The 17,532-nt window shown below is 62.0% G+C and carries 19 protein-coding genes; 9 read left to right on the top strand and 10 right to left on the bottom strand.

The genetic code is table 11. The features are described 5' to 3' along the window. Window positions 1-25 precede the first annotated feature (25 nt). Genes ATI14_RS05835 through lptM form a run of 6 tightly spaced genes read right to left on the bottom strand, consistent with a single transcriptional unit; the run spans window position 26 to window position 4,617 of the window. Complete coding sequence (locus tag ATI14_RS05835) at window positions 26-727, bottom strand: HAD family hydrolase (protein ID WP_016970539.1); 702 nt, start codon at window positions 725-727, stop codon at window positions 26-28. Next, the gene (xerC, locus tag ATI14_RS05830; protein WP_016970538.1) at window positions 724-1,623 is read right to left on the bottom strand and encodes a tyrosine recombinase XerC; all 900 of its coding nucleotides are present in this window, start codon (window positions 1,621-1,623) and stop codon (window positions 724-726) included. The genes ATI14_RS05835 and xerC overlap by 4 nt, the downstream gene beginning before the upstream one ends. 2 nt (window positions 1,624-1,625) lie before the next feature. Further along, window positions 1,626-2,342, bottom strand: coding sequence for a DUF484 family protein (locus ATI14_RS05825; protein WP_016970537.1), 717 nt, complete (start codon window positions 2,340-2,342; stop codon window positions 1,626-1,628). Between the two features lie 13 nt (window positions 2,343-2,355). Continuing rightward, complete coding sequence (gene dapF / locus ATI14_RS05820) at window positions 2,356-3,186, bottom strand: diaminopimelate epimerase (protein WP_016970536.1); 831 nt, start codon at window positions 3,184-3,186, stop codon at window positions 2,356-2,358. A 3-nt stretch (window positions 3,187-3,189) separates the two neighbouring features. Further along, window positions 3,190-4,437, bottom strand: coding sequence for a diaminopimelate decarboxylase (gene lysA, locus ATI14_RS05815; protein ID WP_016970535.1), 1,248 nt, complete (start codon window positions 4,435-4,437; stop codon window positions 3,190-3,192). Window positions 4,438-4,446: 9 nt separating this feature from the next. Further along, entirely contained in the window at window positions 4,447-4,617 is a 171-nt protein-coding gene (gene lptM, locus ATI14_RS05810; protein WP_010207449.1) for an LPS translocon maturation chaperone LptM, read from the bottom strand. A 238-nt stretch (window positions 4,618-4,855) separates the two neighbouring features. Between lptM and cyaY the strand changes: the two genes are divergently transcribed. The 3 genes from cyaY (at window position 4,856) to rnk (ending at window position 5,954) form a co-directional block, all read left to right on the top strand. Continuing rightward, window positions 4,856-5,188, top strand: a complete 333-nt coding sequence (cyaY, locus tag ATI14_RS05805; protein ID WP_016970534.1) for an iron donor protein CyaY — start codon at window positions 4,856-4,858, stop codon at window positions 5,186-5,188. A gap of 2 nt (window positions 5,189-5,190) precedes the next feature. Beyond that, a complete protein-coding gene (locus tag ATI14_RS05800) occupies window positions 5,191-5,409 on the top strand; it encodes a DUF1289 domain-containing protein (RefSeq protein ID WP_015886498.1) in 219 nt (72 codons plus the stop codon). A 131-nt stretch (window positions 5,410-5,540) separates the two neighbouring features. Beyond that, entirely contained in the window at window positions 5,541-5,954 is a 414-nt protein-coding gene (rnk, locus tag ATI14_RS05795; protein WP_016970533.1) for a nucleoside diphosphate kinase regulator, read from the top strand. Here rnk and ATI14_RS05790 read toward each other — a convergent pair. The 3 genes from ATI14_RS05790 to ATI14_RS05780 all read right to left on the bottom strand — a co-directional run bounded on the left by ATI14_RS05790 (window position 5,951) and on the right by ATI14_RS05780 (window position 9,667). Then, entirely contained in the window at window positions 5,951-8,791 is a 2,841-nt protein-coding gene (locus ATI14_RS05790; protein WP_016970532.1) for a class I adenylate cyclase, read from the bottom strand. The two genes, rnk and ATI14_RS05790, sit on opposite strands and share 4 nt — an antisense overlap. Window positions 8,792-8,959: 168 nt before the next feature. After that, window positions 8,960-9,214 carry a TIGR02647 family protein gene (locus tag ATI14_RS05785; protein WP_010207442.1) on the bottom strand — a complete coding sequence of 85 codons (255 nt, stop codon included), beginning with the start codon at window positions 9,212-9,214 and terminating at the stop codon, window positions 8,960-8,962. A gap of 168 nt (window positions 9,215-9,382) precedes the next feature. Beyond that, the gene (locus ATI14_RS05780) at window positions 9,383-9,667 is read right to left on the bottom strand and encodes a hypothetical protein (protein WP_016970531.1); all 285 of its coding nucleotides are present in this window, start codon (window positions 9,665-9,667) and stop codon (window positions 9,383-9,385) included. A 126-nt stretch (window positions 9,668-9,793) separates the two neighbouring features. Between ATI14_RS05780 and ATI14_RS05775 the strand changes: the two genes are divergently transcribed. Continuing rightward, window positions 9,794-10,453, top strand: a complete 660-nt coding sequence (locus ATI14_RS05775) for a glutathione S-transferase family protein (RefSeq protein WP_080520161.1) — start codon at window positions 9,794-9,796, stop codon at window positions 10,451-10,453. A gap of 112 nt (window positions 10,454-10,565) precedes the next feature. On the opposite strand, the gene argH is transcribed toward ATI14_RS05775, so the two are convergent. Beyond that, the gene (argH, locus tag ATI14_RS05770) at window positions 10,566-11,960 is read right to left on the bottom strand and encodes an argininosuccinate lyase (protein WP_080520160.1); all 1,395 of its coding nucleotides are present in this window, start codon (window positions 11,958-11,960) and stop codon (window positions 10,566-10,568) included. A 503-nt stretch (window positions 11,961-12,463) separates the two neighbouring features. On the opposite strand from argH, the gene ATI14_RS05765 reads away from it, so the two are divergent. From ATI14_RS05765 to ATI14_RS05750, 5 genes are all read left to right on the top strand, one after another. After that, window positions 12,464-13,210, top strand: a complete 747-nt coding sequence (locus ATI14_RS05765) for a LytR/AlgR family response regulator transcription factor (RefSeq protein WP_016970529.1) — start codon at window positions 12,464-12,466, stop codon at window positions 13,208-13,210. Window positions 13,211-13,347: 137 nt separating this feature from the next. Beyond that, complete coding sequence (hemC, locus tag ATI14_RS05760) at window positions 13,348-14,289, top strand: hydroxymethylbilane synthase (RefSeq protein ID WP_016970528.1); 942 nt, start codon at window positions 13,348-13,350, stop codon at window positions 14,287-14,289. Continuing rightward, window positions 14,286-15,035, top strand: coding sequence for a uroporphyrinogen-III synthase (locus tag ATI14_RS31605; RefSeq protein WP_020372918.1), 750 nt, complete (start codon window positions 14,286-14,288; stop codon window positions 15,033-15,035). The genes hemC and ATI14_RS31605 overlap by 4 nt, the downstream gene beginning before the upstream one ends. A gap of 42 nt (window positions 15,036-15,077) precedes the next feature. Next, entirely contained in the window at window positions 15,078-16,193 is a 1,116-nt protein-coding gene (locus ATI14_RS31600) for a uroporphyrinogen-III C-methyltransferase (protein ID WP_016970527.1), read from the top strand. 5 nt (window positions 16,194-16,198) lie between these two features. After that, entirely contained in the window at window positions 16,199-17,440 is a 1,242-nt protein-coding gene (locus ATI14_RS05750; protein WP_016970526.1) for a heme biosynthesis protein HemY, read from the top strand. The last annotated feature ends 92 nt before the right edge of the window (window positions 17,441-17,532 follow it).

The following is a 17,532-nucleotide window of genomic DNA, read 5'->3' as shown; positions in this document are numbered from 1 at the left end:
GCTGGCTTGCCTGCTCCCACAGGGTTTAGTGTTGATTCCAGCTGCGCAGCAACGGCGGCAATTCGTCCAGGCTTCGAATCTCCGCATCCGGCTTCTTGTCCGCCTCCCAGGCCTTGCCCGTCGGGTTGAACCACACCGCCCGCAACCCCGCCTGCTGAGCGCCGGCAATGTCATCACCCGGATGATCACCAATATGCACGGCCTGACCGGCATCCACACCGCCCCGCTGCAACGCTTCCTGAAACAGTCGCGCATCCGGTTTGGCGATGCCGATATCTTCGGCGCGCAACGCAAAGTGAAAGTAGTCGGCTAGGCCCACGCGCTGCACGTCAGCGTTGCCGTTGGTGATCACGCCCAGCAGGAAATGCTGGCGCAAGGCTTGAAGCATGGGCTCGGCCTCCGGAAACGGTGTGAGCTGGTGGCGCGCGTGAATGAACGCCTCGTAGCACACATCCGCCATTTCCGTGGCCTGCGGCTGTGGATAACCGGCCTCTTCGAAAGCGTGCATCAGCACGCGGTGGCGCAGAATGCTGATGCGGTATTTCAGCTCCGGGTGGCGCTCCAGCACGGTTTGGCGAAGCTTGGCGAAATGCTCCAGTGGCAAGTCACCCACGTTGGCGGCGTTCACCGCCAGCCATTCACGCATCGACGCTTCGGCGTTGATGATGACGGGTACGTTGTCCCAGAGTGTGTCGTCCAGGTCGAAGGTGATCAGCTTGATACTCATGAGTCGCCGCCCTTGATGCGTTTGGCCCGTGGATGGGCGCTGTCGTACACCGTTGCCAGGTGTTGGAAATCCAGATGGGTGTAGATCTGCGTGGTCTTGATGTCGGAGTGGCCGAGCAGCTCTTGCACCGCGCGCAGGTCCTGGGAAGATTCGAGCATATGGCTGGCAAACGAGTGACGCAGCATGTGCGGGTGCAGGTTCTGCCCCAACTCGCGTTCACCGGCGGCCTTGACCCGCAGTTGAATGGCCCGAGGCCCCAGGCGCCGGCCTTGCTGGCTGACAAACACCGCGTCGTCTGCCGGGTTGGCCAGTTGTCGCAACGGCAGCCACAGATGCAGGGCTTCTCGCGCCTTGCGGCCCACCGGCAGCACACGCGTCTTGCTGCCTTTGCCGAGCACTTGCACCAGGCCGTCCGCGAGGTCGAGCTGGTCGAGGTTCAGGCCGGTCAGTTCCGACAGGCGCAGGCCCGAGGAATAAAACAGTTCAAGAATGGCCTGGTCACGGTGGGCCAGAAAGTCGTCTTCGACCGCACCGTCCAGCAGTTGCAGGGCGCGGTCGGTGTCCAGGGTCTTGGGCAGGCGCCGTTCGCCCTTGGGCGGTGACAGGCCATTGGCCGGGTCGTGGTCGCACAGGCCTTCACGATTGAGGTAGTGATACAGCCCGCGGACTGCCGACAACAGGCGCGACAGGCTGCGCGACGACTGGCCTGCCTGGTGCAGGCGTGCGATCAGGCTGCGCAGGCTCTGGATATCCAGGGCCTTCCAACTGCTGATGTGCTGTTTTTCGCAATACGCCAGGACCTTGTTCAGGTCCCGTCGATACGCTTCCAGCGTATGGGGCGACACCTGGCGCTCGTTGCGCAGGTGAGCGCAATAAGCGTCCAGTTGCCGTTCCATGGCTAGCGCACCGCGCGCAGGGCGGTGGTGAAACGTGGCAAAACGCGGCCCAACACTTCGGCGATGTAGGTCAAAAACAGCGTGCCCACCGAGCTTTTATAGTGCTGTGGATCGCGGCTGGCGATGGCCAGCACGCCGTGCAAGCCTTGATGGCTGAGGGCGACGACGGCGGTGGAGCCGATCTGTTTGCGCTGCTCGGCGCCAAACAGGAAGTCCAGCTCGTGCTCGCGCAAGGTGCCGCTGATGGTCTTGCCTTCAGACAGCAGCCCGCCAATTGCGGTTTGCGCTTCGCCGCCACTGACCCATCGACCCACCGGCATCGGGTTGTCGCTGAACAGGATCAGGCTGACAAACGGCACCTGGAAGTCCTGGCGCAGGCTGTCTTCGACGGCGATCACTGTTTCTTCCAGGCTGGTGGCGTCCATCAGTGTCAGAATCAGGCGGCGGGTCTTGTCGAAAAGTCGGTCGTTGTCGCGAGCAACGTCCATCAAGTGCGAGAGCTTGTGGCGCATCTCGATATTGCGCTCGCGCAGGATCTTCATCTGCCGCTCCACCAGCGACACGGTGTCGCCGCGCTGGTGAGGAATGCGCAGGGCCGGCAGCAGTTCTTCGTGTTCGACGAAGAAGTCCGGATTAGCCTCAAGGTACGCCGCGACTGCAGCGGCCTCCAGGCTGTCGCTCGGGGTTGCGTGTGCGGGTACTTGAGGCTTATCGGTCATTGGCTTGGCTCACTCATAGACGGACCTGTCCTTCGTATACACGCGAGGCCGGCCCGGTCATCAACACCGGGTGGCCAGGGCCTGCCCATTCGATGGACAAGCGTCCACCAGGCAGGTCGATCAGCAGGGGCGAATCCATCCACCCCTGGCTGATCGCGGCCACGGCAGCGGCGCATGCGCCGGTACCGCAGGCCTGGGTTTCGCCGGCGCCGCGTTCCCATACGCGCAGTTGCGCGCGGGAACGGTCGATCACCTGCAGGAAGCCCACATTGACCCGTGCCGGAAAGCGCGGGTGGTGTTCGATCTTCGGCCCCAGTTCATGCACGGGGGCGTTGTTGATGTCATTGACCCGCAGCACCGCATGGGGGTTGCCCATGGAGACCGCTGCCAGGTCGACGATCTGGCCGTCGACGTCGACCGCGTAGCTGGACGCCTGCTCGGTGGCCTGGAACGGGATGTCCGCCGGCACCAGGCGTGGCGCGCCCATGTTGACGCTGATCTGGCCGTCGCTGCGGATATCCAGCTCGATCACACCGCTCTTGGTCTCGACGCGGATCTGCCGCTTGGCGGTCAGGCGCTTGTCCAGCACAAAGCGGGCGAAACAGCGGGCACCGTTGCCGCACTGCTCCACTTCGGAGCCGTCGGAGTTGAAGATCCGGTAGCGGAAATCCACCTCCGGGTTGCTCGGCGCCTCGACGATCAGCAATTGGTCGAAACCAATGCCGGTATGGCGGTCGCCCCACTGTTTGGCGTGTTTGGGCTGAATGTGCGCGTGCTGACTGACCAGGTCCAGGACCATGAAATCATTCCCCAGCCCGTGCATTTTGGTAAAACGCAGCAGCATGGCTTACTCCGGCAGCAGGCTTTCGCCAGCATACAACTCGGCTACCGTCTCGCGGCGACGCACTTCAAATGCTTGATCACCGTCCACCAGCACCTCGGCGGTACGGCCGCGGGTGTTGTAGTTGGAACTCATGACAAACCCATAGGCACCGGCCGAATGCACGGCCAGCAGGTCACCTTCTTCCAGGGCCAGCTGACGATCCTTGGCCAGGAAGTCGCCGGTTTCGCAGATCGGGCCGACGATGTCATAGGCGCGTGCTTCGCTTGCGCGAGGCGTCACGGCGGTGACATTCATCCAGGCCTGGTACAGCGCCGGGCGGATCAGGTCGTTCATCGCCGCGTCGACGATGGCGAAATCCTTGTGCTCGGTGTGCTTGAGGTACTCGACCTGGGTCAGCAGCACGCCGGCGTTGGCGACGATGTAACGGCCCGGCTCGAACATCAGGGTCAGGTCGCGGCCTTCGATGCGCTCGCGCACCGCATGAATGTAGTCGGCAATCAGCGGCGGCTCTTCGTCGCGATAACGCACGCCCACGCCGCCACCGAGGTCGATGTGGTGCAGGTAGATGCCGCATTCGCCAAGACGGTCGATCAACGCCAGCAGGCGGTCGAGGGCGTCCAGGAAGGGCGGCAGCGTCGTCAGTTGCGAGCCGATGTGGCAGTCCACACCCAGCACTTCCAGGTTTGGCAACTGGGCGGCGCGGATGTACACGTCCTCGGCGTCGGCGATGGCGATGCCGAACTTGTTCTCTTTGAGACCGGTGGAGATGTAAGGGTGGGTACCGGCGTCGACGTCCGGGTTGACGCGCAGGGAGATCGGCGCGCGAACGCCCATCTCGGCGGCCACGACCTGCAGGCGCTCCAGCTCGTCGGTGGATTCGATGTTGAAGCAATGCACGCCAACTTCCAGGGCGCGGCGCATGTCTTCGCGGGTCTTGCCGACGCCGGAGAACACGATCTTGTCAGCCTTGCCGCCAGCGGCCAGTACACGTTCCAGCTCGCCACGGGAGACGATGTCAAAACCGGCGCCCAGACGCGCCAGGACATTCAGTACACCCAGGTTGGAGTTGGCCTTGACCGCGTAGCACACCAGGTGCGGGACGCCGTCGAGTGCGTCGGTGAACGAACGGTATTGAGCTTCGATATGCGCACGGGAGTACACATAGGTCGGGGTGCCAAAGCGCTCGGCAATCGCGGACAACGCCACGCCTTCCGCGAACAGCTCGCCGTCCCGGTAGTTAAAAGCGTCCATGGAGTTCCCTTATTCGTAGGTATCGTGCTTATGCGCTTTGGATGGCTTTTGCGACGATTGCGCCTGTTCATTCGGGTCTTTGCTGTCATCGGGCAGGTACAGCGGGCCTTTTTGACCACAGGCACTAACGAGGCAAGCGACCGCGACGAGCGCAGCAAGGGAAGAGATCAGGCGCTTCATGGCGAAATCCTTGAATATGCATTAATTGCGCCCGAGTATACCGACCACCTGCCAGCTTGCCTATGCGCTGGAATACCCGTCCGGCGGGGGTTTGCCGAGATAGTTGGGAAGCGGGCTACGCTGGTTGTGGAATTTTCATGCAGCTCGCGCGGATGAAATCGGTATCCTTTGCAATCGGCGGAGCGCGTCCGTATCGTGCGGCGCTTGAGCAAAACCAGACACTTTTGAGGTTGCCACAATGAGTTTGACCGAAGCCCGTTTTCACGACCTGGTGGATGCGACCCAGCAGGCGCTGGAAGATATTTTCGACGACAGCGGCCTGGACGTGGACCTGGAAAACTCGGCCGGCGTGCTGACCATCAAGTTCGACAATGGCACCCAACTGATTTTCAGTCGTCAGGAACCGTTGCGTCAGCTGTGGCTGGCGGCACGTTCCGGTGGCATTCACTTCGATTTCGACGAAGAAAGCGGCAAATGGCAATGCGACAAGAGCGAAGAACTGTTGGGTGAAATCCTCGCGCGCCTCGTCAAGGAACAGGCCGGCGCCGAGCTGGACTTCGACGAGATCTGACCGTGACCCAGCCTGCGCCCGTACGCCCGCCCAAGCCGCTGTTCAGCAATGTCAGCCCGGCGGTGCCGTCACCTTGTATCAGTTTGTGTCGCCTCGATGAGCAAAAAGTCTGCCTCGGTTGCTTCCGCCATGTGGAAGACATCCGTGAATGGCGCTCCGCCGACGATGCCCGCCGCCGCGTGATCTGCGCCGAGGCCGAGCAGCGCAGGGCGCACGCCTGAGGTCGTCTTGTTTATTTGTGACGCTGTGGTAGTGTCCGGTTACGCCTCAATGCATCGAGGCCCGTGAGAACCCCGCCTTTTTCTGGCGGGGTTTTGCTTTTTTGTGCAGAAAAAAGGAGTCTGCCTGAATCATGAGCACCGCACCTTCCATCATCCTCACCCGGCTTGACGTGCAGCGTCTGGAGCAATTGATCGACCGTTTGGGCGACGAGTCGCCAGGCGTCGAAGCATTGCAGGCCGAACTCGACCGCGCCGAAGACGTGGTCGGCCACGATGAAGTGCCTGCGGGTGTCGTGACCATGAATTCCAGCGTGCATTGTCGTGAACAAGGCAGCGGCAAGGACTACCACCTGACCCTGGTCTATCCGAAAGACGCGAATGCCGACGAAGGCAAGATTTCGATTCTGGCGCCGGTGGGCAGCGCCTTGCTCGGCCTGCAAGTGGGCCAGCACATCGACTGGCCGGCCCCCGGCGGCAAGACCCTCAAGCTGGAGTTACTCAATGTCGAAGGCCAGCCCAAAGACGGCGGTGCCTTCCCGCTTTAAATCTGGCTCAGCGCTTCGTTGAGCGACAGCTCCAGCTCGGCCTTGTAGCGCAGGTACAGGTTGCTCGGGCTTTGCACGTCACCGAGCAGGCCGGACAGGTCCAGGTCGGTGATGTAGCAGCGGTAACGTTCGGTTTCCCGGCGTTGCCCGACGATCTCCCGGGCGACCACGGCAAACAGTTGGTCGCCAAACTCCAGTTCGGAAAACTCCCTTTGATTGCAGTACAGGGTAATGCCCACCTGACCCGGCGCGGCTTTGCCGATGATCGCTTGCACGTCGTAAAACGCCTTGTTGGCCGGGTTTTGCGGCGCGGGCCGTGGTTCGATACCCCGCGCGCGCAAACTGCCCGACGGCAACAGTTGGTAATACAAGATATGCACTTCGCCCAACGGCTGCTGTGAATCCAGCGGCGATAACGCTTCGCGGCGATAAAGGATTGATTGCAGGAAGCGCTGCAGCGGCGCGAGCAGGCTTTGCTCGTCATGAAACGGCAGGCGTTGCTGCCAGAGCGCGTTGAACTCATCCAGCACGTACAGCTCGGCAAAGCCTTCGTTGACCCGGTAGAACACCTGCACACAATCGGCCAAACCCATGGGCAGCAAGAGTGCCAGGTCGTGGTCTTCCAGCGCCATCGCGTCCAGGTGCAGCGGGCTGTAGGCCGCCAGTTCTTCGCTGAGGTAGGCGATCAGCGCATCCTGAGTCGGCAGCGACACGTGGTGCGCCTGGCCCGGCATCAATTCCATCACATGGTAGTGCTGCTGAACCTGAAGCAAGTAGCGGTGATTACCCTGGCCGAGCAGCAGGTTTTGCGCGGTGTCGAAAACCTCCTCCACGCGCTGTGCAATGAACTGCGCACGGTTGTGACAGAAACAGCGCACCCGCAGGCGCGGCAGATGGTCTGGTGGCAGCTGGTTGAGGTAATCGCGCAGGCAGTCGAGCAATGCGTGGGGGCCGTCGTAGCGGCTGACCGTCACCTCGTTCCAGCTGTTGAGCGTAACTTGATCCAGAGTGAGCACCAGGTTGTCGCGCACCCCGGCGTAACTCAGGGAGTCGGTGCGCTCGGTGGTCATCAGGATATTCAGGTCGCGGTGATGCTTGAGCGGGTCGACGCCGACGTTGATCAACAGCAGTACATCTTCCGGTACCGCCGAGCGCAGCAGGCGGTCTTCATCAACACTGGCCAGCGGCAGGCTGATGGTCTGTTGCAGGCTGCCCAGCAGGTTGAACAGCTCGAATTCGGTCATGTCGCTGACACCGGGGTGCAGCGCCAGGCGCGTGCTGCTGTCGATCACGCCGTTGCGGTGGCACCAGGTGAGCATTTCCACAAGATCGCGGCTGCGTTTGATCGGCGCAAAGTGCTCCCATTCCAGCGCCGTGAGGTTGCCGTTGTACAAGCCCCAATGGTGCTGGCCCGGCTCCTTGCGGTTGGGTGATTGCACAAGAGTCAGGGTGTCTTCGGCCAAATCAGGGGCAATGCCGGGGTTGATGAATTCGACCTTGCCGGCCTTGCGTTCAAAGGCGGCATACAGGCGGCGGCCCAACACATTCAGGTCGCGCTTGTTGATCAGGCTGGCGGTCTGCTCGGTGCGGGCGAACTGGGTCAGGAACCGGTAGCTGTAGTTCAGCTCATTGACCAACGCGCGGCGCTCGGAGGCGACCTGGCGTACTTTCCATTGGCTGCGACTGTCCAGCAAGGCCAGTTGGCGCGGGTCCCAGCCCCATTCGTGGGCCAGGCGTTCCAGCAACATTCGCTGCCAACTGGTGGTGCGCTGGCCGGCGCTGAGCTTGCGGTTGACCTTCAGGTACAGGCTGCGGCGCACCAGTTCCAGGCGTTCAGGCTCGTTGCGCGCCTTGAGGTATTCCTCGATACGGCGATAGACCACGATGTACGGGTCCAGCTCATCCAGGTCCATCTGGTTGGCAAACACTGCGCGCTTGAAGCGCAGGCTCAGGCAATGCACGTTCGGGTGTTCGCTGGCGTAGACCTCGGTCAGCAACAGCTTGAGCACGGACTTGTAAGGCGATTCGATGCCCTTGAACAGCTGCCACAGCCCGGCGCCAATGAATTCGCCTGGGGGAATATGCGCCAGGTGGCCGAGGTCGAGGGTTTCGTCGGCGCGGATGAAACGCTTGGAAATCAACGCATGGGTGAATTCGGCGTAGCGGGATTCTTCGTACACCGGCACCAGCCACCAGATCGGTGTGCGCCCGGCCAGCCAGATGGCCGTGCGATAGAACTCGTCCAGCAGCAGGTAATGCTGGGTGGTGCCGCAGTCGTCGGAGCTGAGCTGTGTGTCGCGCTCGCCCAATACAAACCGCGTGGGTTCGATCAGGAAGAAATGCGCTTCGGCGCCCATGGTCAGCGCCCAGGCTTCAAGCGACTGGCATTTCTTGCGCAGTTCGGCCAGTTCGGTGTCGTTCAAGTCCGACGCGTGACACACCCACACGTCCATGTCGCTTTGGTCCGCCTGGGCCAACGTGCCGAGGCTGCCCATCAGGAACAAACCGTGAATCGGCCGGGGCGGGTTGCCATGGCGCGGTTTGTAGGAGAACGAGCGGGTTAGGCGCTGGGCTTCGGTCAGGGCCTGGGCATCGGGCTCGAAGTTCGACAGCCCCGCGGGCGTGCTGCCCGACACGTAGCCCGGCAGCAGCGGGTGGTTAACGTGGAAAAACAGCGGCAGCAGCGTCAAGACGCTTTGCTGGCGCGGCGTGAGCCCCTCGACGGCACGGGCCATGCGGGCCTCATTGAGGGCCATGAATCGCGCGCGCAATTGGGCGAGCACCTTGCGGTCGATGCCTTCGTCCAGGTCGGGGCGGATTTCATGGGTGCGGGTCATGTCGAACTCGGTGGCTCGCAGGGCCCGACGTGGGCGGCCGTGTAGGAGTTTACAGACAGAAGCGTAGGAGGTTTAGAGGGAAATGGTTTTTGACGTCAGAATTTTGTGTGCGCCACAGCAACGCCCTCGGAATCCGCAGGCAGCGGATTCCATGGGCGGTATCAGGTGTTACGCAGCTTCTTTGGTGGTGGCAGTGGTCAAGATGGTCAGCAGGGTTTGGGCCTGCTCTGCAGCGTCACGACCAAGGCTGGTCAGATAGCCTCCGTCCGGCTGGTCGATAAGTCCTTTCGCGTGGAGGCGTTTGGCGGCGGCGATGGCAGTCGGGGCGGCGGTCTGGTGGACTTTCAGACCTTCTTTGGTGCTGTCCAATGGGAAGAGTACAAGGATTTCCAGTTCGGCAACCAACTCAGGGGTATACGACATAAGGACTCCAGACTTTCTAAGAATTTATTAGAGGCTAGCAGGGCATAAGGTGAACGCACTTTGCCGAACTGTCCAGCCGGTTGTGGGCGGCTTGCCTGTGATGTTGGCGACTCGGTTTGACGGTTGCACAGCGGTGATGCCATCGCAGGCAAGCCAGCTCCCACAGTGTCATTGATTCTCTGGTGGCAATTCGGGCAGTGCCCGCAGCGCGGTTTCGTACCATTGGGTATCGAATGGGCGGTCTTCTTCGAGCATCTTGTCGATTTCGACGGCCAATACATGGGCCATCAGGTTCAGGATGTCTTCGCGCTCGTAGCCCACCAGGGTCAGCTTGTTGAACGTGGCTTTGGCGGCCGGCGGGTTGTCGCTTTCGATCTGGTTTTCTATAGCCTGGGTCAGCGTGCTTTCGGTGAATTCTTCTTCGTCGTTGTCGATATCGGTTGGTTCGCTCATGGCAGGCTCCTCAAGGAAAGGCCGCCAGTCTACGCCCATTCAGGCGGGTGATGCTGCTGGTCAGGCGGCACCCCGGCATCTATAACTCTTGCAGCCAACCCCACACCCGGCCTGGAGGCATTCGCAATGCTCAAGCTCTACGGATTTTCGGTCAGCAACTACTACAACATGGTCAAACTGGCACTGCTGGAGAAAGGCTTGCCGTTTGAAGAGGTGCCGTTTTATGCGGGCCAGACGCCCGAAGCGTTGGCTGTGAGCCCGCGGGGCAAAGTGCCGGTGCTGGGCGTCAAACAGGGTTTCATCAATGAAACCAGCGTGATCCTCGAATACCTCGAACACACCCAGGAAGGCCCGGCGCTGCTGCCGGGTGAGCCGTTTCAGCGTGCTCAGGTGCTGGCGCTGTGCCGGGAAATCGAGCTGTACATCGAACTGCCTGCCCGCGCGTGTTTCGCCGAGGCGTTTTTTGGCATGCCGGTGCCGGAGGCGATCAAGGAGAAGTCCAGGGCCGAGCTGCTGCTGGGGGTTGGGTCTTTAGGCCGGCACGGCAAGTTCGCGCCGTATGTGGCGGGGGAAAGCTTCACGATTGCGGATGTTTACTTCATGTACAGCGTGAACCTGGCCTGTGCCGTGGGCGAGAAGTTGTTCGGGCTGGATTTGCTGGCTGAACTGCCTGCGGCGAAGGCGCTGCTGGAAAAGCTGCATGCCATGCCCAATGCGCAGAAAGTGACGGCGGACAGGGAGGCGGCGATGCCGGCGTTTATGGCGATGATAGCGGCGAAGAAGTAGGTGCTCGGCGCCTGTGAGATAGCTATCGCGGGCAAGCCCGGCTCCCACACTTGAGCGCGTTCCAGGTTTGGAATGCACTCAAAATGTGGGAGCTGGCTTGCCTGCGATGCTTTTAGCGGCTGGCGAGCAATGCCTGCCCGCGTGCAACGGCCGCCTTCACCTGCGCCGGCGCAGTGCCGCCGATGTGGTTACGGGCATTCACCGAACCTTCCAGGGTGAGCACGGCAAACACGTCTTGCTCGATCTGGTCGCTGAACTGGCGCAGTTCTTCCAGGCTCATTTCTGCCAGGTCTTTGCCGGTGTCCACGCCGTATTTCACCGCGTGGCCAACGATTTCGTGGCAGTCACGGAAGGGCAGACCACGGCGTACCAGATAGTCGGCCAGGTCGGTGGCGGTGGAGAAGCCGCGCAGCGCCGCTTCGCGCATGATTGCGTGCTTGGGCTTGATCGCCGGGATCATGTCGGCAAACGCGCGCAGCGAGTCGCGCAGGGTGTCCGCGGCGTCGAACAGCGGCTCCTTGTCTTCCTGGTTGTCCTTGTTGTAAGCCAGAGGCTGGCCTTTCATCAGGGTCAGCAGGCCCATGAGCGCGCCGAATACACGGCCGCTTTTGCCACGTACCAGTTCCGGAACGTCCGGGTTTTTCTTTTGTGGCATGATCGAGCTGCCGGTGCAGAAGCGGTCCGGCAGGTCGATGAACTGGAATTGCGCGCTGGTCCACAACACCAGTTCTTCGGAGAAGCGCGACAGGTGCATCATCGCAATGCTGGCGGCAGCGCAGAATTCGATAGCGAAGTCGCGGTCCGACACGCCGTCCAGCGAGTTGCCGCCCACGGCGTCAAAACCCAGCAGCTGCGCGGTGTATTCGCGGTCGATCGGGTAGGTTGTGCCAGCCAGAGCGGCGCTGCCCAGCGGCATGCGGTTGGCGCGCTTGCGGCAGTCCACCAGGCGCTCGTAGTCGCGGCTGAGCATTTCGAACCAGGCCAACAGGTGGTGGCCGAAGGTTACTGGCTGCGCGGTTTGCAGGTGGGTGAAGCCGGGCATGATGGTGCCGGACTCACGCTCTGCCTGTTCCAGCAGGCCTTTTTGCAGACGGGTGATTTCGCCCAGGATCAGGTCGATTTCGTCACGCAGCCACAGGCGGATATCGGTAGCCACCTGGTCGTTACGGCTGCGGCCGGTGTGCAGTTTCTTGCCGGTCACACCGATACGGTCGGTGAGGCGAGCCTCGATGTTCATGTGCACGTCTTCCAGGTCGACGCGCCATTCGAACGTGCCGGCTTCGATCTCGCCACGGATGGTGGTCAGGCCGTCGATGATGCTGTCGCGTTCGGCGTCGGTCAGCACGCCGACCTTGGCCAGCATCGTCGCGTGGGCGATGGAGCCCATGATGTCGTGGCGGTACAGGCGCTGGTCGAAGGTGACGGAGGCGGTGAAGCGGGCGACGAAGGCGTCGACGGGTTCACTGAAGCGGCCGCCCCAGGACTGGTTGGTCTTGTCGGTGCTCATGGATTCGCTCGTGATCTGCTTAAAAGAGGCATGGAGGTGTGCCGGCGATAATAACAGGGTTGCCCGGGGAGGCGGTGCTGCGGGTGGTCGGCATTTTTATTTGCACGAAGGATGGCTAAGTGCCTTGCCGCCGACCGCGTCCGGGACGAGACTGCAAGAAGGTGCTTATTGATGCGATATTTTACGAATGAGCAATATCGTCTCAGCGAGCGTCTACAGTTGGACTGATAGTGTGTGAATGCACCAAAGTCGGGTGATGCGGTCATAGCCCAGACTATCCATTAAAAAAGGGGGGTATTCGGATTGTGTATCAGCAAACCCTACGACGATGCGCGAAGGCTGCAGGTCTTGGGCGTTATTGAACAGGTCCGGGTAAATTTGGGTGCCGCTCTCGGGGCACTTTTTGCCGCTCGCGCTAGTCTTAGCGTGGATCGCTGTGACGTAAGTCACCGCACCTGTCTACGCTATCCTTGTGCGAGACTCACGCAGGAATCCAGCGCAATATGAATGTCCTGATCGTTGATGACGAACCCCAAGCCCGCGAGCGACTGAGCCGTTTGGTCAGTGAGCTTGAGGGCTATACAGTCCTTGAACCGAGCGCCACCACGGGTGAAGAGGCGTTGACGCTGATCGACAGCCTCAAGCCGGATGTGGTGTTGCTTGATATCCGTCTGCCGGGCCTGGACGGCCTGCAAGTCGCGGCCCGCCTGAGCGAGCGCGAATCGCCACCTGCCGTGGTGTTATGCGCGGCAGCGGACGACTTCCCCGAGCAAACCCTGGAAGACAGCGGGGTTGCCTTCCTGCTCAAGCCGGTGACAGGCGATGCGTTGCTCAAGGCCCTGAAAAAGGCCGAGCGCCCCAGCCGTGTCCAGCTCGCCGCCCTCACCCAGCCGGCCGCCCAAAGCGGTAACGGGCCGCGCAGCCACATCAGCGCGCGCACCCGTAAGGGCATCGAGCTGATTCCCCTCGACCAGGTGGTCTATTTCATTGCCGACCATAAATACGTGACCCTGCGTCACGAGGCCGGTGAAGTGCTGCTCGATGAGCCGCTCAAGGCCCTTGAAGATGAGTTTGGCGACCGGTTTGTGCGCATCCATCGCAACGCCCTGGTGGCCCGTGAGCGAATAGAACGCCTGCAGCGCACGCCTCTGGGGCACTTTCAGCTGTTTTTGAAAGGGCTTAACGGCGACGCTCTGATCGTCAGCCGGCGCCATGTCGCCGGCGTACGCAAGATGATGCAGCAGCTTTAGCCCGAGGCTTGTCGCGAGGCTGCATTCCTTATCCCGGTGCGACGTGGCCAGGGAGGCCCCGCACTTGCTGATTCAAATCAAAGCGTGTTTGCCTGAGCTGTTATTATCTGCCGTATCTATTTAGTACGGATTGATCCATGTCCTCTCGCGAAATCCGCATCGCCACCCGTAAAAGTGCCCTGGCCTTGTGGCAGGCCGAATACGTCAAAGCCCGCCTTGAGCTGGCCCACCCGGGCCTCAGGGTTTCCCTGGTGCCCATGGTCAGTCGCGGCGACAAGCTGCTCGACTCGCCACTGTCGAAAATCGGCGGCAAGGGCCTGTTCGTCAAGGAGCTGGAAACCGCGCTGCTGGAAAACGAAGCCGACATCGCCGTGCACTCCATGAAGGACGTGCCGATGGACTTCCCCGAAGGCCTGGGCCTGTATTGCATCTGCGAACGCGAAGACCCGCGTGATGCTTTCGTTTCAAATACTTACGCATCCCTGGACGAACTGCCTCTGGGCAGCATCGTCGGCACCTCCAGCCTGCGCCGCCAGGCCCAGTTGCTGACCCGCCGCCCGGACCTGCAGATTCGCTTCCTGCGCGGCAACGTCAACACCCGCCTGGCCAAACTCGACGCCGGTGAATATGACGCGATCATCCTCGCGGCAGCCGGCCTGATTCGCCTGGGCTTCGAAGACCGCATCACCTCGGCGATCAGCGTTGAAGACAGTCTGCCTGCAGGCGGCCAGGGCGCAGTGGGCATTGAATGCCGCACTGCCGACAGCGAAATCCACGCCTTGCTCAAACCGCTGGACCACGCCGACACCGACGTCAGGGTGACGGCCGAGCGCGCGCTGAACAAACATCTCAATGGCGGCTGCCAGGTGCCAATTGCCTGCTACGCCGTGCTTGAAGGCGAAAACCTTTGGCTGCGTGGCCTGGTGGGCGATCCGGAGGGTGGCACCTTGCTCACTGCCGAGGTACGCGGGCCGCAACGTGATGCCGCTGCACTGGGCATTCAGGTGGCGGAAGAACTGCTGGAAAAAGGCGCTGGTGCCATCCTGCAGAAAGTCTATGGCGAGGCGGGCCCGCAGTGACCCCATGGCGTGTGCTGCTGACGCGGCCTGCCGAGGAGTCCATGGCCCTGGCGGCGGCGCTGGCCGAAGCCGGTGTCTCCAGCAGCAGCTTGCCCTTGCTGGAGATTGAGGCGCTGCCGGTCACGCCTGAGCAGCAGGCTGTGCTGGCCGACCTGAGCCGCTATTGCGCGGTGGTCGTGGTGAGCAAGCCGGCCGCACGCCTGGTTTTGCAACATTTTCATCAGGCTTGGCGGCAGTTGCCGTGGTTCAGTGTCGGCGCGGCCACCGCACGCGTCTTGGCCGACCACGGTCTCAACATTCACTACCCCGAAACCGGCGACGACAGCGAGGCCTTGCTTGAGGTACCCGCGTTGCGCGAGGCTGTCGCTCGCCCGAATGCCCGTGTGCTGATCGTGCGCGGTGAGGATGGCCGTGAGTTGCTGGCTGAGCGCTTGCGCGAGAGAGGTGCTAGTGTCGATTATCTTGAGTTGTATCGGCGTTTCCTTCCGGCGTACCCCGCCGGGGAGCTGATGGAGCGCATCCAGTTGGAACGCTTGAACGGCGTGGTGGTCAGCAGTGGGCAGGGTTTTTTACACCTGCAGGCCCTGGCCGGCGCCGATTGGCCGCAGGTGGCGCAGCTGCCGTTGTTCGTGCCCAGCCCGCGCGTGTATGAAATGGCGCGAGCCGCTGGCGCAGAAAAAGTTGTGGATTGTCGCGGCGCGAGTGCCGCGGCGTTGTTAGTGGCATTGCGCAGTTCTGCCGTTTAAGGCAGGCCGCCCCCCACTCTCTGATACGCAAAGGACGGATACGTGAGCGAAACAGCCTTGCCTAAAGAAGAAACCCAACCCGCACTCGATGCGCCGGTTGAGTCACAGGTAGCCGCGCCACGCCGTGGCAATGGCCTGGCAGTCGTTGCCCTGCTGCTCGGTGCCGCCGGCGTTGCCGCCGGTGGTTGGGGGTTGTGGCAAGTCCGCGCCCTGCAAGCCAGCAGCCAGCAGCAACTGGGCCAGGTGCAGACTCTCGATGATCAATCCCAGTCGCTCAAACAGAGCCAGCAACAATTGGCGGCACGCTTGGCGCAATTGCCCGCAGCCGATGAGCTGGAGGAGCGGCGCCGACTGGTTGCGCAGTTGCAGGGTGATCAGCAGCGCTTGAGCCAGCGCCTGGAAACCGTGCTGGGCGCCAGCCGCCAGGATTGGCGCCTGGCCGAAGCGGAGCACTTGATCCGCCTCGCCAGCTTGCGACTGTCTGCCCTTCAGGACATCAACAGTGCCCAGTCTCTGGTGCAAGGCGCCGATGAAATTCTTCGCGAGCAAAGCGACCCGGGCTCCTACGCTGCCCGCGAGCAACTGGCCAAGAGCCTCGCCGCGTTGCGCAGCACCGAACAACCGGACCGCACCGGGCTGTATCTGCAATTGGCCGCCTTGCGTGATCAGGTCGTGCAACTGGCAGCCATTGCTCCGGAATATCAGCTCACCGAACCCGGCGCCCAAGGGCGCCCGACCACCGACACGGAAAGCCGCTGGAGCCAATGGTGGGAACAGATTTCCCGCTACTTCCGCATCGACTTCAACCCTGACGACAACATTCGTCCATTGCTCGCCGGCCAGGGCTTGAATCAGGTGCGCCTGGCCCTCAGCCTGGCACTGGAGCAGGCCCAGTGGGCGGCGCTCAACGGCGAAACAGCGGTATACAGCCGCTCCCTCGGTGAAGCGCGCAGTGTGCTGCAAGACAACTTCAATCAGGACAACCCGCAAAGCAAGGCCATGCTGGCGCGTATCGCCGAACTTGAGCCCAAGGCGGTCTCCGTGGTGACGCCCGACCTCGCCGCCAGCCTGGCGGCCGTGCAGGCCTACCTTGAACGTCGCCATTTGTCTGCCGATGAAGCCAAGGCGTCGGCCAGCAAGCCGGCAGCCCAGGAGTAGAGCTGATGAAGCGTTTCTATGTGATCCTGGTGCTGGCGATTGCGATCGCCCTGGCCCTGGGCGTGGGCATTTCCAAGCACACCGGCTACGTGCTGATTACTTACCCTCATTTGCTGCATTACGAGTCTAGCGTGTGGGCCACATTGGTGGCGATATTCGCCGTCGGCCTGGCGATTTACCTGATTCGTGTGTTGCTGAGCCTGATCACCACCTCCGGTGGCGTGGTCAACCCGTGGTCGCGCCGCAACCGCAGCCGTCGCGTGCAGATTGCAATTGAGCAGGGCCAGATGGACCTCGCGGAAGGCCGCTGGGCCAGTGCTGAGCGGCACTTGCACCGCGCTGCCGAGGCAGAGCGTCAGCCCTTGTTGTACTACCTGGGGGCAGCGCGCGCGGCGAACGAGCAGGGCCGTTATGAAGAGTCTGACAGTTTGCTGGAGCGTGCTCTGGAGCGCCAACCGCAGGCAGAGCTGGCTGTTGCCCTGAGTCACGCGCAATTGCAGATGGACCGTGGCGACACCGAAGGGGCGCTGGTCACTTTGCAGGCTATGCATGAGCGTCATCCGCATAACCCGCAAGTGCTGCGTCAATTACAGCGACTGCACCAGCAACGCGGCGACTGGTCGTCAGTGATTCGCTTGTTGCCCGAATTGCGCAAAGACAAAGTGCTGCCTGCGTCCGAACTGGCCGAGCTTGAGCGTCGCGCCTGGGGTGAAAACCTGGGCCTGGCGGTACAGCGCGAAGAGCAGGGCGAGGTAGGGCTGCAATCCCTTGAGCGGGCGTGGGAGCAACTGACTTCCGCGCAGCGCCAGGAGCCTCAACTGGTGCTCGCCTATGCGGAGCAACTGCGGCGCCTGGGCGCGGATGCCAAGGCCGAGGAAGCGCTGCGCGGCGCTATCAAACGCGGTTACGACAGCCATCTGATCCGGCTTTATGGCCTGCTGCGCGGCAGCGACTCGGCCCGCCAACTGAAATTCGCCGAAGGCTGGCTCAAGGACCACGCGGGAGATGCGAGCCTGCTGCTGACACTGGGTCGCCTGTGCCTGCAAAACAGCTTGTGGGGCAAGGCCCGCGATTACCTCGAAAGCAGCCTGCAAGTGCAACGCAACCCTGAAGCGTGTGCCGAGTTGGCGCGTTTGTTGGCTCAATTGGGCGATACCGAGCGCAGCAACCAACTGTTTCAGGAAGGCTTGGGCCTGCTGGACAGCCGTTTGCTGGCCTCGCCGCTTCCCGTGCCTGCGCGGGTTTGATGTAGGAAATGGAAGGTCGTTGGCCCGGATATGTCTGAGGGCCAACCGTTCATTACGCTGCAAAAGCTGGGGTCCAAAGCGCCGCGTAGCAA

Origin of the sequence: Pseudomonas tolaasii NCPPB 2192 (assembly GCF_002813445.1) — a bacterium.
Classification (GTDB): Bacteria; Pseudomonadota; Gammaproteobacteria; order Pseudomonadales; family Pseudomonadaceae; genus Aquipseudomonas; species Aquipseudomonas tolaasii.
Note: the sequence above shows the minus strand (reverse complement) of the source record. Positions and strands in the feature narration are given on the sequence as shown.

What these genes read in the sequence shown, in the direction of transcription:
- ATI14_RS05790 (WP_016970532.1), bottom strand. Translation starts at nt 8,791, where the DNA reads ATGACCCGCACCCATGAAATCCGCCCCGACCTGGACGAAGGCATCGAC.
- ATI14_RS05785 (WP_010207442.1), bottom strand. Translation starts at nt 9,214, where the DNA reads ATGTCGTATACCCCTGAGTTGGTTGCCGAACTGGAAATCCTTGTACTC.
- rnk (WP_016970533.1), top strand. Translation starts at nt 5,541, where the DNA reads ATGAGCACCGCACCTTCCATCATCCTCACCCGGCTTGACGTGCAGCGT.
- hemC (WP_016970528.1), top strand. Translation starts at nt 13,348, where the DNA reads ATGTCCTCTCGCGAAATCCGCATCGCCACCCGTAAAAGTGCCCTGGCC.
- ATI14_RS05835 (WP_016970539.1), bottom strand. Translation starts at nt 727, where the DNA reads ATGAGTATCAAGCTGATCACCTTCGACCTGGACGACACACTCTGGGAC.
- ATI14_RS05775 (WP_080520161.1), top strand. Translation starts at nt 9,794, where the DNA reads ATGCTCAAGCTCTACGGATTTTCGGTCAGCAACTACTACAACATGGTC.
- cyaY (WP_016970534.1), top strand. Translation starts at nt 4,856, where the DNA reads ATGAGTTTGACCGAAGCCCGTTTTCACGACCTGGTGGATGCGACCCAG.
- argH (WP_080520160.1), bottom strand. Translation starts at nt 11,960, where the DNA reads ATGAGCACCGACAAGACCAACCAGTCCTGGGGCGGCCGCTTCAGTGAA.
- ATI14_RS05765 (WP_016970529.1), top strand. Translation starts at nt 12,464, where the DNA reads ATGAATGTCCTGATCGTTGATGACGAACCCCAAGCCCGCGAGCGACTG.
- lptM (WP_010207449.1), bottom strand. Translation starts at nt 4,617, where the DNA reads ATGAAGCGCCTGATCTCTTCCCTTGCTGCGCTCGTCGCGGTCGCTTGC.
- ATI14_RS05825 (WP_016970537.1), bottom strand. Translation starts at nt 2,342, where the DNA reads ATGACCGATAAGCCTCAAGTACCCGCACACGCAACCCCGAGCGACAGC.
- dapF (WP_016970536.1), bottom strand. Translation starts at nt 3,186, where the DNA reads ATGCTGCTGCGTTTTACCAAAATGCACGGGCTGGGGAATGATTTCATG.
- ATI14_RS05780 (WP_016970531.1), bottom strand. Translation starts at nt 9,667, where the DNA reads ATGAGCGAACCAACCGATATCGACAACGACGAAGAAGAATTCACCGAA.
- lysA (WP_016970535.1), bottom strand. Translation starts at nt 4,437, where the DNA reads ATGGACGCTTTTAACTACCGGGACGGCGAGCTGTTCGCGGAAGGCGTG.
- ATI14_RS05750 (WP_016970526.1), top strand. Translation starts at nt 16,199, where the DNA reads ATGAAGCGTTTCTATGTGATCCTGGTGCTGGCGATTGCGATCGCCCTG.
- xerC (WP_016970538.1), bottom strand. Translation starts at nt 1,623, where the DNA reads ATGGAACGGCAACTGGACGCTTATTGCGCTCACCTGCGCAACGAGCGC.